This is a genomic window from Tunicatimonas pelagia, from assembly GCF_030506325.1.
Lineage (GTDB): Bacteria > Bacteroidota > Bacteroidia > Cytophagales > Cyclobacteriaceae > Tunicatimonas > Tunicatimonas pelagia.
The window spans coordinates 6,246,309-6,262,924 of the sequence record NZ_CP120683.1 but is presented as its reverse complement, the minus strand read 5'-3'; the positions used below and the strand labels follow the sequence as shown (position 1 = coordinate 6,262,924).

Annotated in this window: 15 protein-coding genes; 7 read left to right on the top strand and 8 right to left on the bottom strand. The window is 43.7% G+C overall.

The window, feature by feature from the left end; genetic code table 11:
• Positions 1 to 8 precede the first annotated feature (8 nt).
• The 3 genes from P0M28_RS26755 to P0M28_RS26745 all read left to right on the top strand — a co-directional run bounded on the left by P0M28_RS26755 (position 9) and on the right by P0M28_RS26745 (position 2,673).
• Entirely contained in the window at positions 9 to 1,067 is a 1,059-nt protein-coding gene (locus P0M28_RS26755; protein ID WP_302206568.1) for a YncE family protein, read from the top strand.
• A 68-nt stretch (positions 1,068 to 1,135) separates the two neighbouring features.
• Positions 1,136 to 1,735, top strand: a complete 600-nt coding sequence (locus P0M28_RS26750) for a DUF6580 family putative transport protein (protein WP_302206567.1) — start codon at positions 1,136 to 1,138, stop codon at positions 1,733 to 1,735.
• Positions 1,732 to 2,673 carry an ABC transporter substrate-binding protein gene (locus tag P0M28_RS26745; RefSeq protein WP_302206566.1) on the top strand — a complete coding sequence of 314 codons (942 nt, stop codon included), beginning with the start codon at positions 1,732 to 1,734 and terminating at the stop codon, positions 2,671 to 2,673. The genes P0M28_RS26750 and P0M28_RS26745 overlap by 4 nt, the downstream gene beginning before the upstream one ends.
• 143 nt (positions 2,674 to 2,816) lie before the next feature.
• On the opposite strand, the gene P0M28_RS26740 is transcribed toward P0M28_RS26745, so the two are convergent.
• The 4 genes from P0M28_RS26740 to P0M28_RS26725 all read right to left on the bottom strand — a co-directional run bounded on the left by P0M28_RS26740 (position 2,817) and on the right by P0M28_RS26725 (position 7,632).
• Positions 2,817 to 3,212, bottom strand: coding sequence for an MORN repeat-containing protein (locus tag P0M28_RS26740; protein ID WP_302206565.1), 396 nt, complete (start codon positions 3,210 to 3,212; stop codon positions 2,817 to 2,819).
• 106 nt (positions 3,213 to 3,318) lie between these two features.
• On the bottom strand, positions 3,319 to 3,573 hold the full coding sequence (locus P0M28_RS26735) for a SemiSWEET transporter (RefSeq protein WP_302206564.1): 255 nt from the start codon (positions 3,571 to 3,573) through the stop codon (positions 3,319 to 3,321).
• A complete protein-coding gene (locus tag P0M28_RS26730; RefSeq protein ID WP_302206563.1) occupies positions 3,570 to 4,109 on the bottom strand; it encodes a 5' nucleotidase, NT5C type in 540 nt (179 codons plus the stop codon). The genes P0M28_RS26735 and P0M28_RS26730 overlap by 4 nt, the downstream gene beginning before the upstream one ends.
• 325 nt (positions 4,110 to 4,434) lie before the next feature.
• Positions 4,435 to 7,632, bottom strand: a complete 3,198-nt coding sequence (locus P0M28_RS26725; RefSeq protein WP_302206562.1) for a response regulator — start codon at positions 7,630 to 7,632, stop codon at positions 4,435 to 4,437.
• Positions 7,633 to 8,143: 511 nt separating this feature from the next.
• Here P0M28_RS26725 and P0M28_RS26720 point away from each other — a divergent pair.
• The 3 genes from P0M28_RS26720 (at position 8,144) to P0M28_RS26710 (ending at position 11,320) form a co-directional block, all read left to right on the top strand.
• Positions 8,144 to 10,225 (top strand): thioredoxin domain-containing protein, encoded by a 2,082-nt coding sequence (locus tag P0M28_RS26720; protein WP_302206561.1) that lies wholly within the window; start codon positions 8,144 to 8,146, stop codon positions 10,223 to 10,225.
• Between the two features lie 383 nt (positions 10,226 to 10,608).
• On the top strand, positions 10,609 to 11,055 hold the full coding sequence (locus tag P0M28_RS26715) for a hypothetical protein (protein WP_302206560.1): 447 nt from the start codon (positions 10,609 to 10,611) through the stop codon (positions 11,053 to 11,055).
• 85 nt (positions 11,056 to 11,140) lie between these two features.
• Positions 11,141 to 11,320 carry a hypothetical protein gene (locus P0M28_RS26710; RefSeq protein ID WP_302206559.1) on the top strand — a complete coding sequence of 60 codons (180 nt, stop codon included), beginning with the start codon at positions 11,141 to 11,143 and terminating at the stop codon, positions 11,318 to 11,320.
• Positions 11,321 to 11,331: 11 nt separating this feature from the next.
• Here P0M28_RS26710 and P0M28_RS26705 read toward each other — a convergent pair whose 3' ends face one another.
• The 4 genes from P0M28_RS26705 to P0M28_RS26690 all read right to left on the bottom strand — a co-directional run bounded on the left by P0M28_RS26705 (position 11,332) and on the right by P0M28_RS26690 (position 16,101).
• Complete coding sequence (locus P0M28_RS26705) at positions 11,332 to 12,693, bottom strand: GH1 family beta-glucosidase (protein WP_302206558.1); 1,362 nt, start codon at positions 12,691 to 12,693, stop codon at positions 11,332 to 11,334.
• 276 nt (positions 12,694 to 12,969) lie between these two features.
• Complete coding sequence (locus P0M28_RS26700; protein ID WP_302206557.1) at positions 12,970 to 13,977, bottom strand: glycosyltransferase family protein; 1,008 nt, start codon at positions 13,975 to 13,977, stop codon at positions 12,970 to 12,972.
• Positions 13,974 to 14,822 carry a UDP-2,3-diacylglucosamine diphosphatase gene (locus tag P0M28_RS26695; protein ID WP_302206556.1) on the bottom strand — a complete coding sequence of 283 codons (849 nt, stop codon included), beginning with the start codon at positions 14,820 to 14,822 and terminating at the stop codon, positions 13,974 to 13,976. Before P0M28_RS26695 ends, P0M28_RS26700 begins: the two co-directional genes overlap by 4 nt.
• A gap of 394 nt (positions 14,823 to 15,216) precedes the next feature.
• On the bottom strand, positions 15,217 to 16,101 hold the full coding sequence (locus tag P0M28_RS26690; protein ID WP_302206555.1) for a diacylglycerol/lipid kinase family protein: 885 nt from the start codon (positions 16,099 to 16,101) through the stop codon (positions 15,217 to 15,219).
• A gap of 86 nt (positions 16,102 to 16,187) precedes the next feature.
• Here P0M28_RS26690 and P0M28_RS26685 point away from each other — a divergent pair, with 86 nt between their 5' ends.
• Positions 16,188 to 16,559 (top strand): gamma-glutamylcyclotransferase family protein, encoded by a 372-nt coding sequence (locus tag P0M28_RS26685; protein WP_302206554.1) that lies wholly within the window; start codon positions 16,188 to 16,190, stop codon positions 16,557 to 16,559.
• The last annotated feature ends 57 nt before the right edge of the window (positions 16,560 to 16,616 follow it).

Here is a 16,616-nt window from a genome sequence, read left to right as displayed (position 1 = left end):
TGTTTACTATGTATCGTAACCTTCGGCACATTGCCACTTTTTTTGTGTTTACCCTGTTTACCAGCACTGTTTTTACATCTTGTAACAATGATGACGATAGTCCTGCTCCGCCTCCGCCCGGGCAAGACGGCTATTTTATTGTGAATGAGGGTGCGTTTGGTGGTGCCAATACTACTCTTTCTTACTACGACCGACAAAAAGACTCAGTACTCAATAACGTCTTTAGTAGCACAAACAATCGCCCGCTGGGTGACCAAACCCAATCGATGGCAGTATTTGACGACCGAGGTTTTATAGTGGTACAAAACTCTGCTAAGATAGAGGTTATCGACCGGGAAACTTTTGAGTCCTTAGCTACTATTGGTGCGGATGAAGGTATAGTCTCACCCCGCTATTTCCTCGGAATTAGTCCAACTAAAGGTTACGTGACCGATTGGGGAGCCGATGGAGTAAGCGGAACAATAAAAGTACTGGATTTAACTAGCTATCAAGTAACCGCCACGGTTCCGATAGGTTCTGGACCGAATGAACTCGTTTTGGTCGATAATCAAGTTTACGTAGCGAACGGAGGTGGTTTCGGAACTGACAGCACGGTAGTGGTACTTGACCCCCAAACTGATACCGTAGTCGATACGATCGTGGTTGGTGAAAACCCCAGCAGCCTGGTCGCGGATACCAACGGTAGTATCTGGGTCGCTAGCAATCAATTCGGTAGTTTGCCCGGATATTTAGCTCGATTGGAAAATAACGAAGTTGCTTCTCGGATTGAAGCTAGCGAGATGGGGGGCGACCCTATTAGCGTGAGAATAAACCCCGCTGGCCAGCAGCTTTACTTTAGGTACCGAGGCGGTGTTTACACCATGAGCATTGAGAGTACCGAACTACCGGATAGCCCATTCATTGATCAAGATGTTTACGGATTAGGGGTTGATCCAATAAGCGGAGATATTTTGACCGGACAGGTGCCTAATTTTAGCAGCGATGGCACCTTCTTTCGCTACTCAACTACCGGGAATTTGATTCAAAGTTACGGAGTGGGAATTGCCCCGAACGGCTTTGCTTTTTAGACCCTCGCTCACGAAGCACACTCAGTTCAATCATCAATGGTCTTCATTAGCTCAACTATTCGTACCCAATGAAAAACCGTATTAATATTCGTTTACTGGTTTTACTGGCTATTATCCTACTAATGGGGCTATGGCGTATCTTAAATAATGGCGGACAACTTACTCCATTAGCCAACTTTACTCCTTTTGGTGCCTTAGCTCTGTTTGGGGGTACCTACTTTATCTCTAAAGTTCGAGCGTATTTTTTCCCTTTATTAATGCTGCTCGTTAGCGATTTGGTGATGATGCAAACCTACTTCTCCCAGTACAGAAGTGGGTTGCTGTACGACGGCTGGTACTGGACATACCTAGCGTTTGCCCTGATGGTATTTGTAGGAACCCTCATCCGTCGAGTACATTGGAAAAGTGTGTTAGCGGCTTCTATAGGAGCGGCCTTAGTGCACTACATTGTCACTGATTTTGGAGTGTGGCTGGGTGGTGGTATTGATCTAACTACGGGTCAGCCATTTACCCGCGACTGGTCGGGACTGCTGAGTTGTTACGTCTTAGCCCTTCCTTTTCTTAAAAACATGCTACTCAGCAACCTGCTGTACAGTGGGTTTCTTTTCGGAGGCTATGAGTTGGCTAGCCGACGGTATCCCGTACTCAATCATCCGCAACTTTCATGATTCGGGCTTGTTCTTTTTTACCGGCTGCTACTCAGATGATTTACGACCTGGAGCTACAAGACCAGCTTCACGGAGTTACCTTTGAATGTCCGGAGGAAGCAAGAAAAATTAAGCCGGTGGCAGTGCGCTACCTTTTGGAGGGAAAACAATACTCCAGTGCGGAAATTAATCGGATCTTTTCTACCAGTAAAGCTCAGGGAAAGAGTCTTTACTACGTAGACCAAGAAGTACTACAAGCCGCATCACCTGATGTTATCTTCACCCAAGACATATGCGAAGTCTGCCAAATTGATGCGTCCTGTGCTGCGGAAGCCGCAGCTACCCTAGCTACTTCCCCAGCGTTAGTTTCCATTACGCCTCAGTCGCTAAATGATGTATTTGATACGGTGATAACCATCGGTCAAGCACTGGGGGCGGAAGCTGTAGCGTACCGACACCTGCCGCAGCTTCGGAATCGGTTAGATGCTATTGTGGATCAGCTACGGGCTCATCGAGCCATGCCGCGTCGGGTGATGCTGTTGGAGTGGATAGACCCTATCTATAATTGTGGTCACTGGATTCCCGATCAAATTACCTACGCAGGCGGCACCGACCTACTGGCTCACCCCGGTGGAGATAGTATTGTCACCAGTTGGGATAAAATTGTTCGCTACGATCCCGAAATACTGGTGATCGCGCCCTGCGGTTTTACAATAGAGCGTAGTCTGGAAGAAATGGAGTGTCTGACCCAACAATCAGGCTGGTCTACTATGCGAGCGGTTCGAGAGCAGAAAGTGTTTATTGCCGAGTACGACTTATTTACCCAATCTAGCGCGGCTAACTTGGTAGATGGCATTGAACTGTTGGCCGCTTTATTTCATCCCGCTATTTTTTCTGTTCCAGCGCATCTTCAAGATAAATACCAACCGCTATACCAATCATCATTCGCCTCTAAATGATTTGTTGAACGATTGATATTCAGGCGGTTGCTTATGCAATGTTCAGTGTTCAGGCCGTCATGGAATGATGTTCAGGCGGTTACCGCGTAATGTTTAAATTATTCATGAACACACAAACACCTTAACACACTAATACCAAAACACTACTCAGAAGAGCTTTTTTCTTCTTGCTGGAAGCGATCATCTTCCCAGTAGCCGGTAAGCACGCTATCGGCGTTGACTGAAGCGTATACCATTTTTCCTTCTCCTTCTTTTTTGCCTTTTACAAAAGTGCCTTCGTAATAGTCACCACTAATCCAGGTATAGGTTCCTTGTCCGTGAGGGTATCCCTTCTTAAATTCTCCTTCGTAGGTATCCTTACCAATTGCTTTTCCGTAACCGTGGGCTTTCTCTTTGTGGCAGTCGCCTTCGTAACTGCCCGCAATATCATCTACCATTACTCGGCAATCAGCCATAGGGCTTATTACCCGTGAAGTCTGGCTAACAAGACCAATCAATGTGGCCAGCGTAACACTAAAGACTAGCAATAGTAATTTCATAGGCAGTAAATAAAATGAAAGTGGTATTTGGCAGAATCACAATAGTACAAAAAATTCAGGATACTTATGTGAAGTTTAGATGAAGTTCTGGTAAAGGTACTGTTTGTTACGGATAACGAAATTTGAAATACAATATTGACCCCGCAATTAGCAACGTAAGTCCGTTAGTTAAAATAATGGGCCAGTTATACAAACCGATTCCGTAGATCAGCCATAAGATAAGACCAATCACCAGCAACGTAAAAGTGCCCACTGAAAGATCGCCAGCCGAACGAGATTGCCAGGTTTTTATCGCCTGAGGCAAAAAAGCCAACGTAGTGCAGGTTCCCGCTATAATCCCTAGTATATCCAGCGAACTCATTGGTCTGACAAAAAATATTGGGATACCTCTTGCCAATTATTGAGCCGGGTAAAGCGGGTTTCGTTGGCATTGTGCGGAGAAGAGAATAGCAAAGGCTCTCCTGAGAAGTTGACTAGATTCTTAGCGTGATCATCAATTAGAAAATCGGCTTGAATGATGCTTTTATCGCCGCAGAATACGTAATGGCTCCAGGGGATAAACGAAAAATGCTGTTGCAGCCATCGGTACTTTGGCCGTAGCGAACCAGGAAATTCCATTGCAGCCGTTACAATAAATATTTCGTAACGCTCGTGCATCTGTCGAACTACATCCTGACTACCGGGCATCACATCCAAATCCTCAAAAAAATCCTCGGTAAATAAATAGCGACGTATGGCTGACCGATGATCGGGATGAACAACCTCGTCCAGATAATGACCGACTAGTTCATCTTGATCTACTGGCAGCTGATACTCATCTTCGTACAGCCGGATGAGCTTGCCTAAGGCATCAGCCATTACCTCATCCATATCAATTGCTACACGCTTTTTCTTCATCCGGCAAAAGACCACAAAAGAAAGCAGAATTCAAAGCATGATTTATTGGATTGCTAAATTGCTGATTAGTCTACGGTTAATAGTCTACAGTCCATAGTCAACAGTCATTGAGTTACAGGCAGCTGTCGTGCGGATCAGAAGATTGAAGTGTTCAGGTGTTAGCGTAGTTTGATGTACGGGGGTTAGCTTTATTGCTCATTGTCTACTGCACAGTGTCCCATGCCAATTCATCATTATTCATGATTCATCAATCATCAGTCATTATTCATCAGCTGGTTGATTCCATCAACGATCAATTTTAAATTCCGGTCTCTGGTCTCCGGGATTATTCCTCGATACCTGATTTGTACTCCTGAATTTTGGCTAATACTTGCTGACAATAATTGACCAAAGCGGTATACATATCCGCATTAATCATTTCCGGGTTTTCTAACATTTCTTGCACCATACTTCCTAATGGTTCAATCTTAAAGGTAGCGATGGCAGATTTTACCTGCTGAAGATCATGAGAGAATTTTTCCAAGTCTGCTTTTTCTTTCGCCTCATTCACTTCTTGTAGTAAATTGGTGACTATATTCTCTATTTTTACGCACAGATTCCGTTGTTTATCCTGATTACCTTTAGTAAGGTATTCAAATACTTCCAGATTAACCGTTAAGTCATTTTTCAGATAATCAATCTTAGCCTCCTCCTTTTGCCAGTGCATAAGCAGACGAGCAAAGAGCTCCTTAGGATCAAATGGTTTAGTTACAAAGTCATTCATGCCTAGCTCCTTTACCTTATCTCTGGTAGTTGCAGTTGCCGAAGCTGTTAGGGCAATAATTGGAACCGGATTCTTTTTTTTCTGCTTTTCCCAAGCCCGAATGAGCTTAGTAGCTTCGTATCCGTCCATAACTGGCATTTGCAAATCCATTAGCACCACATCATAGGGTTGCTGTTTCACTTTATCAACTGCCTCCTGGCCTTGGTTAGCCGTATCTAATGATGCTTCCCACTTTTTAATAAAACGAGTTGCAACGTACTGATTCACCGGATTATCTTCTACTAATAGTATTCGCAACCCCTCTAGACTTTGACCCAAGTCATCGTCAGATTTAGCAGATTTCGCCTCTTGAGATACCTTCTTACTTTTTTGCAAATCAAGTACAAAGGAAAACACCGATCCTACTCCAACTTCACTAGATACCTCAATCTGACTCCCCTGAAGTTCTAATAGTTTTTTGGTAATCGCCAACCCTAATCCGGTTCCACCAAACTTACGGGTAGTGCTGGTACTGGCCTGGCTAAACTCATCAAAAATAGCTTCTATTTGCTTTTCGGAAATACCAATTCCAGTGTCTCGTACTTTAAAACCTAACGTAACCTTGTCTTCTATCTCCTCTATCAGCTCTACTTCAATAGAAACTTGACCCTCTTGCGTAAATTTTACAGCGTTACTCACCAAGTTATTCATGATTTGCCCTAGTCGGGTGACGTCACCAGTTACCATTATCGGCACATCATCATCCCAGCGCAGTTTTAGCTTCACTTGCTTCTCTTGAGATTTGGTTCCCTGGGCAGCCTTTACTCCCTGAAGCATGTCTTTCAGATTAAAGTCTACCGACTCTAGCACTATTTTTCCCGACTCTATTTTACTAAAATCTAGAATGTCATTAATCAAAGAAAGAAGAAGGTCAGCCGAAAATTTTAGCGTTTGTAGTGACTTTAACTGATCGTCCCGAGGGTTTTCTTCCAGCAGTAAATGAGTCATACCGATTACCGCATTCATAGGAGTGCGAATCTCATGCGACATGGTGGACAAAAAATCAGTTTTGGCTTGCGTAGCTTCTTCCGCCTGCTCCCGAGCAGCCACCAGCTCACGCTCGTGGTAAAAGCGTTCTAGTGTAGTGCCTACCCAACGTGCCAACAGTCGCATAAAGTCTACTTCATTCTCGGTAAAGGGCGAGAGTCGCTCTTCATCTGAGAAAAAGCTAATTGTTCCGTACTTTTGCCCCCCCACCCACAGCGGTGAGCCGATATACGTTTCCAACTGAAACTGTTGGTAACAATAATGATCGCGATACTCCGAAGCCCCCATGCTGGAGACGGCAAACGTATCGTTCGTAGTATATGCAATATCACAGTATGTCTCCCGTAAAGAGAATTGGCTATCAACCCCAATTTTTTGGTCGTCATCTTCTAAACAGATGGCATACTCTACTGTAAAATCATCTTCATCTACTCTACTTATGATTCCCATGGGAAGGTCAAAGTAATTGGCAACCGAAATAAGTAGCTCCTGTAGTTGCTCTTCTAAACTAAGCTGGTGGTTGGCACTAATCTGGGTAAGTATCTTTAACCCTTGCTGGTAATGCTCAAAAGCGAGTCCCGATTTTTTACGCTCGGTAATATCTTTAACCACCATAATTACTCCCCCAATTTCGTTGGTGGATAAGCGCCAGGGTTTCACCTCCCACTGTAACCACTGCTCTGAGCCATCTTCCCGAATAAGCCGGTCTGCATCATTCCGATGCGTATTTCCTCGCAAGCAATCTTGGTGAATATCTTTCCATTCTTGCGTAATCTCAGGAAAATTTTCGTAGAACGATTCTCCGATCACATGCTCATCATCTAGCATAGAGTCTGCCCAATGCTGGCTAGCCGCAATGTAATGCATCTTGGTATCGAAAACAGCAATAGCGACGGGCGCCTGTTTTATAAACGAGGCCAACTGCTGCTCAAATCCTTTTGTTTGGCTAATGTCTAAAGAAAATACTAAACCTTGGTTTACTTTTCCTTCGCTAAATAGGGGAATAAACTGAGAGTAGTAAATCCTGTCTTTATAGGCTACTTCGTGTTCCAGGCACTTACCCGCTAGCACCTGCTTATAGATAGGCTCCAGAAAAGCTACTTCTTCGGGAGTGGCTATTTCGTACAAGGTTTTGCCTATCACTCCTTCTATAACCGTATTTTCTACTTCTTTAAACTTTTCGTACGTAAAGTAGCGGTAGTTCTGGTCAAAAACTACAATCGTCACTCCTGGAATATGATCGGCCATCCACTGGAACCAGTTTTTTCGCTCGGCAAACTCATCTCGCTCTGCCTGCTCACGTGACGCCAATTTAAAAAAACCCAGAATTGCCTCTGGCTTGCCCTGCTGATTCCACTCAATCACACTGCCTTGACAGATGAGCGGGTCAGAAGGTTGTGAGGCAGTTTCAGCGTGAAACTCGAACCGTTTATTCTTACTAGGGGTTAGTTTACCTATTCGCTGCTTTAGCTCAGCATAGCCACTGGGAGATAAAATATCCTCCCATTGCCATGACTGCTTCTGATTAGCACGAGGCGTATGATTCAAAAATTGGCATAACTTAGGGCTTAGTTCAAGAGTATCGGTAGAGATTGTCCACTGCCAGTAGCCGCTGCCTACCTCTTCGGCCAGTTGTTGAAAGACAGAATTTTGTTCAGCAAGTTGCTGCTCTAAACCAGCTACGCGGTTAGCTAACTGCTCTAACTCTTTATGGCTTTGGGTTTTGGTTTTCACTCTATTTAGTGTATTCTAAAATGCTAAATTTAACGTTTCACCCCCCAATTTCCCCTAATATTTTTGCCAGTTTCTACGGTGTGTACTTTATCCGGAAATACTCAATTTTTTATCTTGGGATTTTAGAAGCTGTTTGGGTTATTGAAGTGATTTAATGTTTTGAAATTTGTTTTACCAGCACTACCTCATTTTCAGCCGGTTGATGCAATGCTAGAGCGCGATTGTATCGCGTTCGGTACACCTTCGCTACGATCAGCACGCAACCTTGTTCTGATAATTATCGCCCCCGAGGTTCGTGATGTCACGAACCTTAGAAGTTTATCGAAATATCCTCTACTAAAAACGAGCATTCGTCTGCGTAGAGCGTTCCACGCAATACAATCACGCGGTAGGTATTAAAACGTTAAATCACTTCTTATTCAATTAGGCTATTACCAACCGACGACAAACTAATTTTTAGGCTTTGGCGTTCGGAAATAGAATTTTCTTGCGCCTTAACTGCCTGAACTTTATGCGTTTTCATCTGCTACTGCCAATAGCCTACTTACTGTTCACTTCCGCCTGCGCCCAGCCCTCGGGTTCAGCGCATACCAATGCCCTTATTGATGAGACAAGCCCTTACCTGCTTCAGCACGCCTACAATCCGGTTGACTGGCACCCCTGGGGCGATCAGGCTCTGGAAAAAGCGGAAGAAGAAAAAAAACTGATTATAGTAAGTATTGGCTACGCTGCTTGCCACTGGTGCCACGTGATGGAGCACGAAAGCTTTGAAGACTCTACAGTGGCTGATTTTATGAATGAGCATTTTATCTCCATTAAAGTAGACCGGGAAGAACGACCCGACGTGGACCAAATTTACATGAATGCCTCTCAGTTGCTTACCGGACGGGGTGGTTGGCCACTTAATGCCGTAGCACTTCCGGACGGACGCCCCTTTTTTGCAGGAACCTATTTACCCAAAGATCAATGGATGCAAGTGCTACGGAAACTCGTAGAAACCTACCAAGATGATCCTGAGCGACTCCAAACCATTGCTAGTGAGGTAACGGAGGGTATTCAAACTATCGATCAATTGGAAGTAGCCTCTTCGCCCACGACTTATTCTCAGGAAACGCTAAACCAACTTTTCCAGACGTGGAAGCCTCAGATAGATTTTGACTGGGGAGGTAACCAGGGAGCACCTAAGTTTCCTATGCCGGTCAACCTGAACTTCTTGATGCAGTACCACTATTTTTCGGGAGATACGTCAGCAAAAGAAGCGGTACTGACAACCCTTGATAAAATGGCTCTTGGTGGAATTTATGACCACCTAGGTGGCGGATTTGCCCGCTACGCTACCGACGCTAAGTGGAAAGTGCCGCACTTTGAAAAAATGTTGTACGATAATGCCCAACTAGTTAGCCTGTACAGCAACGCTTATCAGCTTACCGGCGACTCACTCTATAGTGAGGTCATTTATGAAACTTTAGAATTTATTGAACGAGAAATGACTTCCCCGGAAGGAGCCTTCTATTCTTCGCTTGATGCCGATAGTGAGGGAGAAGAAGGAAAATTTTACGTTTGGACCGCCGAAGAAATTGAAGCAACACTGGGTAGCAATGCAGGAAACTTCACCTCCTATTTTAGCATCTCGCAGAAAGGAAACTGGGAAGCAGGCAAGAATATTCTGTACGCTAATCAGCGAATAGCTGATTTTGCTCAATCAATCGGTACTTCTTCCGAAAAGGTAAAAAAGAGCCTTCAACAGGCAAAATCCCGCTTACTTGAACAGCGCAGTGAACGAATCCGCCCGGGCTTAGACGATAAAATATTAACTGCTTGGAACGCGCTGATGTTAAACGGCTACGTAGATGCGTACCGCGCCTTGGGCGACCCTCGCTTCCTTCAATCGGCATTGACCAATGCCAACTTTCTAAAGAGCCAGATTATCCAGTCTGACTTTTCGCTGACCCGTAGCTACAAAGATGGGGTTACTAGCATTCCGGGGTTTTTAGACGACTATGCCCACCTAATTGCAGCCTACATTAATTTGTATCAGGCTACTTTTGAAGAGAGCTGGCTTTACACTGCTAAATCGCTCACCGATTATGTGCTTGAAAATTTTCAGGATGCCAAAACGCCTATGCTGTTTTATACTTCCAGCCGTCATGCTTCGCTTATTGCCCGCCAAAAAGAGATTGACGATAACGTTATTCCAAGCTCTAATTCGGTAATGGCTAAAAACCTGTGGACGCTAGGGTTATTATTAGCGGAAGACGCTTACACTACCCGTGCTCAGTCTATGGTTAATACGGTTTACTCTAGCGTGGAGGAGTATCCTAACTTCCACGCCAACTGGGCTAGCCTACTTGGAAATATAGTCCATGAACCCTACGAAGTGGCTATCTTGGGAGAGTCTTCACAAATAACCCGTCAAGGAATGGATAAGCAATATCTGCCTAACGTATTGTTTTTGGGTGGTCAATCCGAGGGAAGTTTAACACTACTGGAGAATAAGCTGGTTACTGGACAGACCACTATTTACGTATGTCAGAATAAAGTTTGTAAACTTCCTGTTACCCAAGTCGGGGCTGCTTTAGCGCAGATTCGTTAATTTTTTCGTAGTCCCTTGACCCAAAACTTGAGATAATAGTATCTGTCAAAACTACCTATTCACCTTCAGGAGAAATACTTGGTAGGCTTGCATAGTGTACGTTTTATTTTCCATAGTTTTACTAGTATTCATTTCATAGCTACTCATATATTATGAGTATTTTGAACTACATGCGCGCAATAATTAAAAATATGTTAAAAATATATATTAATTTACGATTAATTTTACATTATTTTTACTTTCAAAATGAGTCTTTTTCCGTTATTATACTTATATTTGTCTTACTGCGCTGACCTAACTACAAACTACGCACCTATTCACAACAGCTTTTGCCGAATTCTCTACCTGAGATTGGTGCATTTTTTCCACTAATTGTCTACTTTATGTATAAAATTGTCAACAGTTTAGCGAGTGCAGAGTACCATAAAAACCTTGAAGCCGTTGTCATTAATTTTAATGGTTACGGTGAACTTACGCTCTATCATGAGACTATGGACATTGCCATGAACATTGCTGCGGTGTATGATACGAACAAATGGCTCTTTGTGAAAGACTTCTTTCAGGACGTTAATCCCTATGAGTTTTTCTTTTTTATCAAAAAATGGTCTAATACTTGTAAAAGTTTAACTAGTTCCATTATCTCCGATAAAATTTGTCAGGTGGCAGTGCTTACCACTCCTGCCTCCCAACGGAAGCTAATGGCCAACAATGAGTGGCTAGAAAAGTCCTCATTTAACTTTGATAACCTTAATATGAAAATTTTCATCCGACAAGACGAAGCACATTCTTTTTTAAGTCAAGAACGAAATCAACCACTAGAAACAGCTTAGCAGTAATAAATGAAAGTTGTTGTTTCACCACTGCTTTAGGAAGGATTAGCACATTATCGGCTGAGAATGATTAACCTGACAGCCCATGGAAACCAGAAACACACCCTACGAATTGAAACAACGCGTTTTTCGATTAGGTAACCAAAAAATTGAAGAGGAAGCTCTGCTTGAGAAAATTAGGGAAGAAATAGAAAAGCGAAAGAAGAGAACACTGCTTACCAAACGGAATCGCTCGCGTTTTCTGCCAGCTTTGCGTAAGAGCTAAATATTTACGTTCTATTTCTGAGATTGACTCAGGTATTGCTGCACCAAATTGGCGTACCACTGCCCCGAACGTTTGATGATTCTCTCCTGCGTTTGGAAGTTAACGTGAACTAAACCGAAGGTGGGTCGGTAACCTTCAGCCCACTCGAAGTTATCTGTGAGTGTCCAGACAAAATACCCACTTAGCGGTACACCCTCGCGCTTCGCTCGTAAGCAGGCATGAATATGACTGCTTAGATATCTCTCTCGTTCATAGTCGTCAATTTTACCTTCTTTCACTGAGTCGGCAAAGGCAGCCCCATTTTCAGTAATGATGATTTTTTTGAGGCGATAACGCCGATAGAAGTTCGTAAGAATATGATACATGGAGTCAGCGTACACTTCCCACCCCATTAATGTAGTTGGCACTGCTCGCTTTTGAGGGGATATTTGGCGAGCAAAGATATACGGCATTGACCAAGAATAGCGAATTACTTCTCGGGTATAGCACTGTAGGCCAATAAAATCAAAATCAAATTTTAAGCGTTGTTCATCACCTGGCCGCATATGCTTTTCTAACCTAGCTAACGCGGGTAGCTGATTAATAGGGTAGCCTCTTCCGAGAGCAGGCTCAATGAATAAGCGGTTTAATAGCGCATCTACTCGCTGGGCAGCCCGCACATCACGCTCGTTAGCCGAAGCTGGTTCTACCAGAGAACAAGAGAAAGTAGTGCCAATATGAGCTGAAGAGTGCAAGTCGCGAATGATCCGCCCTCCTTCAGCTTGGCATAGTGTCGCATGGTGAACTGCTGACGAAAAATTTTTCATTCCTCGCTTGCCGGGAGCATGAATTCCTAAAAAATATCCCGCTCCGGTAAATACCATTGGTTCGTTGAGGACCATCCACTGTGTTACTCGATCCTTGAAGTGATTGACCACTAACTCAACATATTCAGTAAACCAGTTCAGAATATCTCGATTTGTCCACCCCCCTCGCCGATGAAGGGCAACAGGTAAGTCCCAGTGGTACAGCGTAATCCAAGGTTCAATATTTTGCTCCAAACAGCTATCCACGAGTCGGTCATAAAAATCGAGTCCCGCTCGGTTGGGAGCACCCACCCCCTGGGGCAACACTCGCGACCAAGCGATTGAAAACCGAAAGTTAGGAATACCTAATTGTTGAATAATGCTCAGATCTTCGGGGTAGCGATGGTAAAAATCGCAAGCTTGGTTCGCATTGTGGTTATTGTAAATTTTTCCCGGACGGTTGGAAAATTCATCCCAGATAGATAGTCCTTTGCCATCTTCTTGAATGGATCCCTCAGTTTGATAAGCGGCCGTAGATACTCCCCATTTAAAATCAGGGTCGTACTCCCCTGCACTAAATTCAGTCAAGCTTAAAAAGTTTTAGTTATTAGTTGAGATAGTCAATAGTCCACAGTCGATAGTCGACATTGGTCTACAGAGTTAGAAGGTTAAAGATTACAAAGTTGCAGTGTTCAGGTGTTAAAGTGTTAAAGTGTTAAAGTGTTATGGTGTTAGCGTAGTTTGATGTACGGGGTTTAGCTTTACCCATTGCTCATTGTCTACTGTACAGTGTCCCACGCCAATTCATCATGATTCATTAGCTGGTTGGTTCCATCAACGATCAATTTTAAATTCCGGTCTCCCTTACTCCCGCACATTACTCATTAACTTCTGCTCCTCCAGTACTAAGTCTATGATCTTTTCAGTAATGTCAGGATAGTCTACCTCAATTGGGCTAGATTGTTCAATCCATTTTTGCAGAGAGGGCAACTGCTTTTTCTTAAAGTGCTTCAAAACGGGCACTCCCAAGGCTTCTAACGCTGCTGCATTACAGTACTGCTCATACTGGTTTTTCATGGGAATAACCAGTAGCTTTTTCTTTAAAAATAATGCTTCGGCAGGTGTTTCAAAACCCGCACCGCATAAAATACCCTCACAGCTGGTTAAGCTCTGAATAAATTGCTCATTATTTACCGGAGATATTTGCACATTGCCCTCCCGATAGGCTTTTTTGCTGTGCTTAGAAAATACCTGCCAGGAAACATTTTCTACAGTTTTGAGACGCTTAATTAGTTTTTGGTCGTCGAAAGCAGGTAGATAAACGGTGTAGTGACCTAAGTTCTGTACTTCTGCCTGCCGAAGTTGCTGACGAATTACGGGGGTGAAAATGTTTTTGTCGAACTTAGCAAAGTGAAAACCGTAAGCCTGATCGGTGGGAGCGTAATTCTTGAGAATGGTTTTGCCCACCGGATCTATTTTGTGCGGTTGGGGGGCGTTCTCATTCAGAATAGCACTTTGGTGACTGAGCGATACACTAGGCACTTTTTTAAAATAGGCAGCCCAGGCTGACACTGGCTCAAAATCATTAATAATCAGGTCGTACTTCTGAACCGGAAGGTTCCGCACATCTTTCAAAAACCTTCGGGTATCGGCTTTGCGGTACGTTCGCATTAAGTCTACTCCGCCCGATTTGCCGAAAATGAACCCTGCCCCTTTGAGTTGATATTTAATTGAATAGGGTAAAGAAACATCGGCCTGAATGCCGCTGATGAGCAGGTCAAGATCAACTTTATTTTGGAGGATCGGCACTATATCGCGAGCCCGGCTGATGTGCCCGTTGCCCGTTCCCTGAATGGCGTAGAGTACCTTCATGGTTTAGATAACCGGAACTCTGCCACGAGGTTTTTATAAAGCACCCCTACATCCAGATTTTCCTCTTCTTCCTCCGGGGCTTTTTCTTCACTGAGTGTGGCATCATCGGCAAAACGGTAGAGCGACCATTCTTTCTTATTATACTCCAGGGCAGTCAGATTTTCAATCCAATCGCCACTGTTGAGGTACACAACACTGCCTTCATTATTTCTAATTGTTTTCATCTCAGGGTTATGAATATGACCACAGAGAACGTAATCGTACTTATTGTTGATCGCAATTTCGGCCGCAGTATTTTCAAAATCATCAATAAATTTAACTGCTCCTTTCACTCGGTTTTTAATTTTTTTACTGAAAGAAACCCGTCCCATTCCAACTTTCTCCCGCACAAAGTTGACGAAAGCATTCAGTAAAATCAGCGTGTCGTAGCCAATTGCCCCTAGCTTGGCCAACCACTTAGAATGCTTCATAGTGATATCAAATACATCGCCGTGAAAAATCCAGGCTTTCTTACCATCTAGCTCCAAAACCACTTTGTTCATAATTTTAAGAGAGCCCATCGTAAACCCATCAAACTTACGCAGCATTTCATCGTGGTTTCCCGTAACGTAGTAGATTTCTACCCCTTTGGCCGCCATCCCAAAAATTTGCTTTACAATTCGCATGTGAGAGCTGGGCCAATATCGCTTGCTGAATTGCCAGATATCGATGATATCGCCGTTCAACACTAGCGTAGCGGGTCTAATACTTTTTAAGTACTCAAGCAGTTCTTTGGCGCGGCATCCGTAAGTACCCAAGTGTACATCGGAGATAACCGCTACCTCGACTGATCGCTTTTTGGACATATTGTAGTAGTTTAAATTGGATTACGTAGAGTAAATTACTAATCGTCATTTCGGCGGGATTAAATCGGGTAAGCATAGTCAACAAGGTTGAGTTAAACAAAGTAGGTACGGTTGAAAAAGGGTGAGGCTGATCGGGGACTAAACGCAAGGAATTTAGCCTAGTCTGGCGAACGTTGCTGGGGTATGACCAGTATATCAAATGCAACAATAATTAATTACACAAATAACCTATTCGTTTTTGACGAAGCTGTTATCTTCTTGTTAAGATATTGTTACCAAATTGTTAATTATGAGTATATTTTGTGTACTGAACAATAACCCATGCTAATTACCTGTAGGTTGTTACCACTAAATTAGTATTTCTTTTGCTTACTCTTTCAAAGGTAGCATGTGATTAATTGGGCCGTAGTACTTTCAAGTTTTGCGGGCGCAGAGAAATGTTCAGCGTTTTGTCGGTAGTTTCAACGTACTCTCCATCAATATGAATAAGTGAGTCGTTGAGCTGCTGAACCTCAAACTGCTTAGCCTGCACAATTTCTACGTAGGGTGAAAGGTGAATTTGCCGAGTAAAAGCCAGCAGTGTAAATGTAATAACGTAGGCCGCCGGAAAAGGCCGCACGAATACGATGTCCAGTAGCCCATCATTGGTTTGGGCTTGGGGGGCAATAATAGCATTGTTGCCGTACTGTTCGCTGTTGGCAAAGGCAATTAGAAAGAAGGTGTCTTCTACTTCCTCTCCATCTAAGGTGTACCGATACGTACGAGGCTGGTAGCTGGTGATCTCTTCCCACACACAGCGAATGTAGGTAGCGTATCCCCGTCGGGTTTGATCGGCAAACCGCTTACTAATTAGCGCATCAAAGCCGGTACCCGACACATTGAAGAACGGATGCCCGTTTAGAAACCCTACGTCCAATAGTGACTCCTGCGATTGGTTCAACTGCTTAATCGCTCGGGTGGGATTGGTAGAAATATTCAGATGCCGGGCAAAGCCATTTCCTGAACCCAATGGGATAATTCCTAACACAGCTTCGCTACCCAGCAAAGCTCGGGCAGTTTCATTAATGGTACCATCTCCTCCTACCGCAATTACGTATTCAACCTGATCGCGATACGCTTCGGCAATTTCAGTGGCATGGCCGGGGTACTCGGTAAACACCACATCATACTCAAAGCGACGCATATCAAGATGCTGCTTTAGCAACGAAGGAATATCCTTTTGCTTGCCTACCCCCGAAATTGGGTTGATTATAAATACGCACTTCTTTTTTGCCAGCATGGTTCTACTTTCTCCCTAGTATATCGTAAACTAGGCCGACAATGTTTTAAGTAGCACTAACGCTTCAACGTAGGTAAAATCAGCAAATGACCTTCTATGACATCTTCGTGTACGGAACGCTACGCCGAGGAGGCATGTACGCCCACTATCTAGCGGATAGCGAGCTGATAAAAGAAAAATATTACCTGTCTGGTTACGCACTGTACGATTATCAGCAGTGGTACCCTTATATGATTGCCCAAACTGGCTCTTCGGTGATAGGCGATATTTATCAGGTGGCTGAAGTCGCTTTACCCGCCGTGCACGAACTAGAAGGGGTAGATGAACAATTGTATCGCTTTATTTACCTAGCCGAACATCAATTCTACACCTACCTGAAGTTTGATACGGATGTTGCCGGATTACCCTACGTAGAAAGTGGGGATTGGCTTGCCTATTACCAATCCCTTAATTTATAGCGATCACTGAAAGATTAATGTTACAAGTTCTTACTATCTGAAACTTGTAACTTTCAA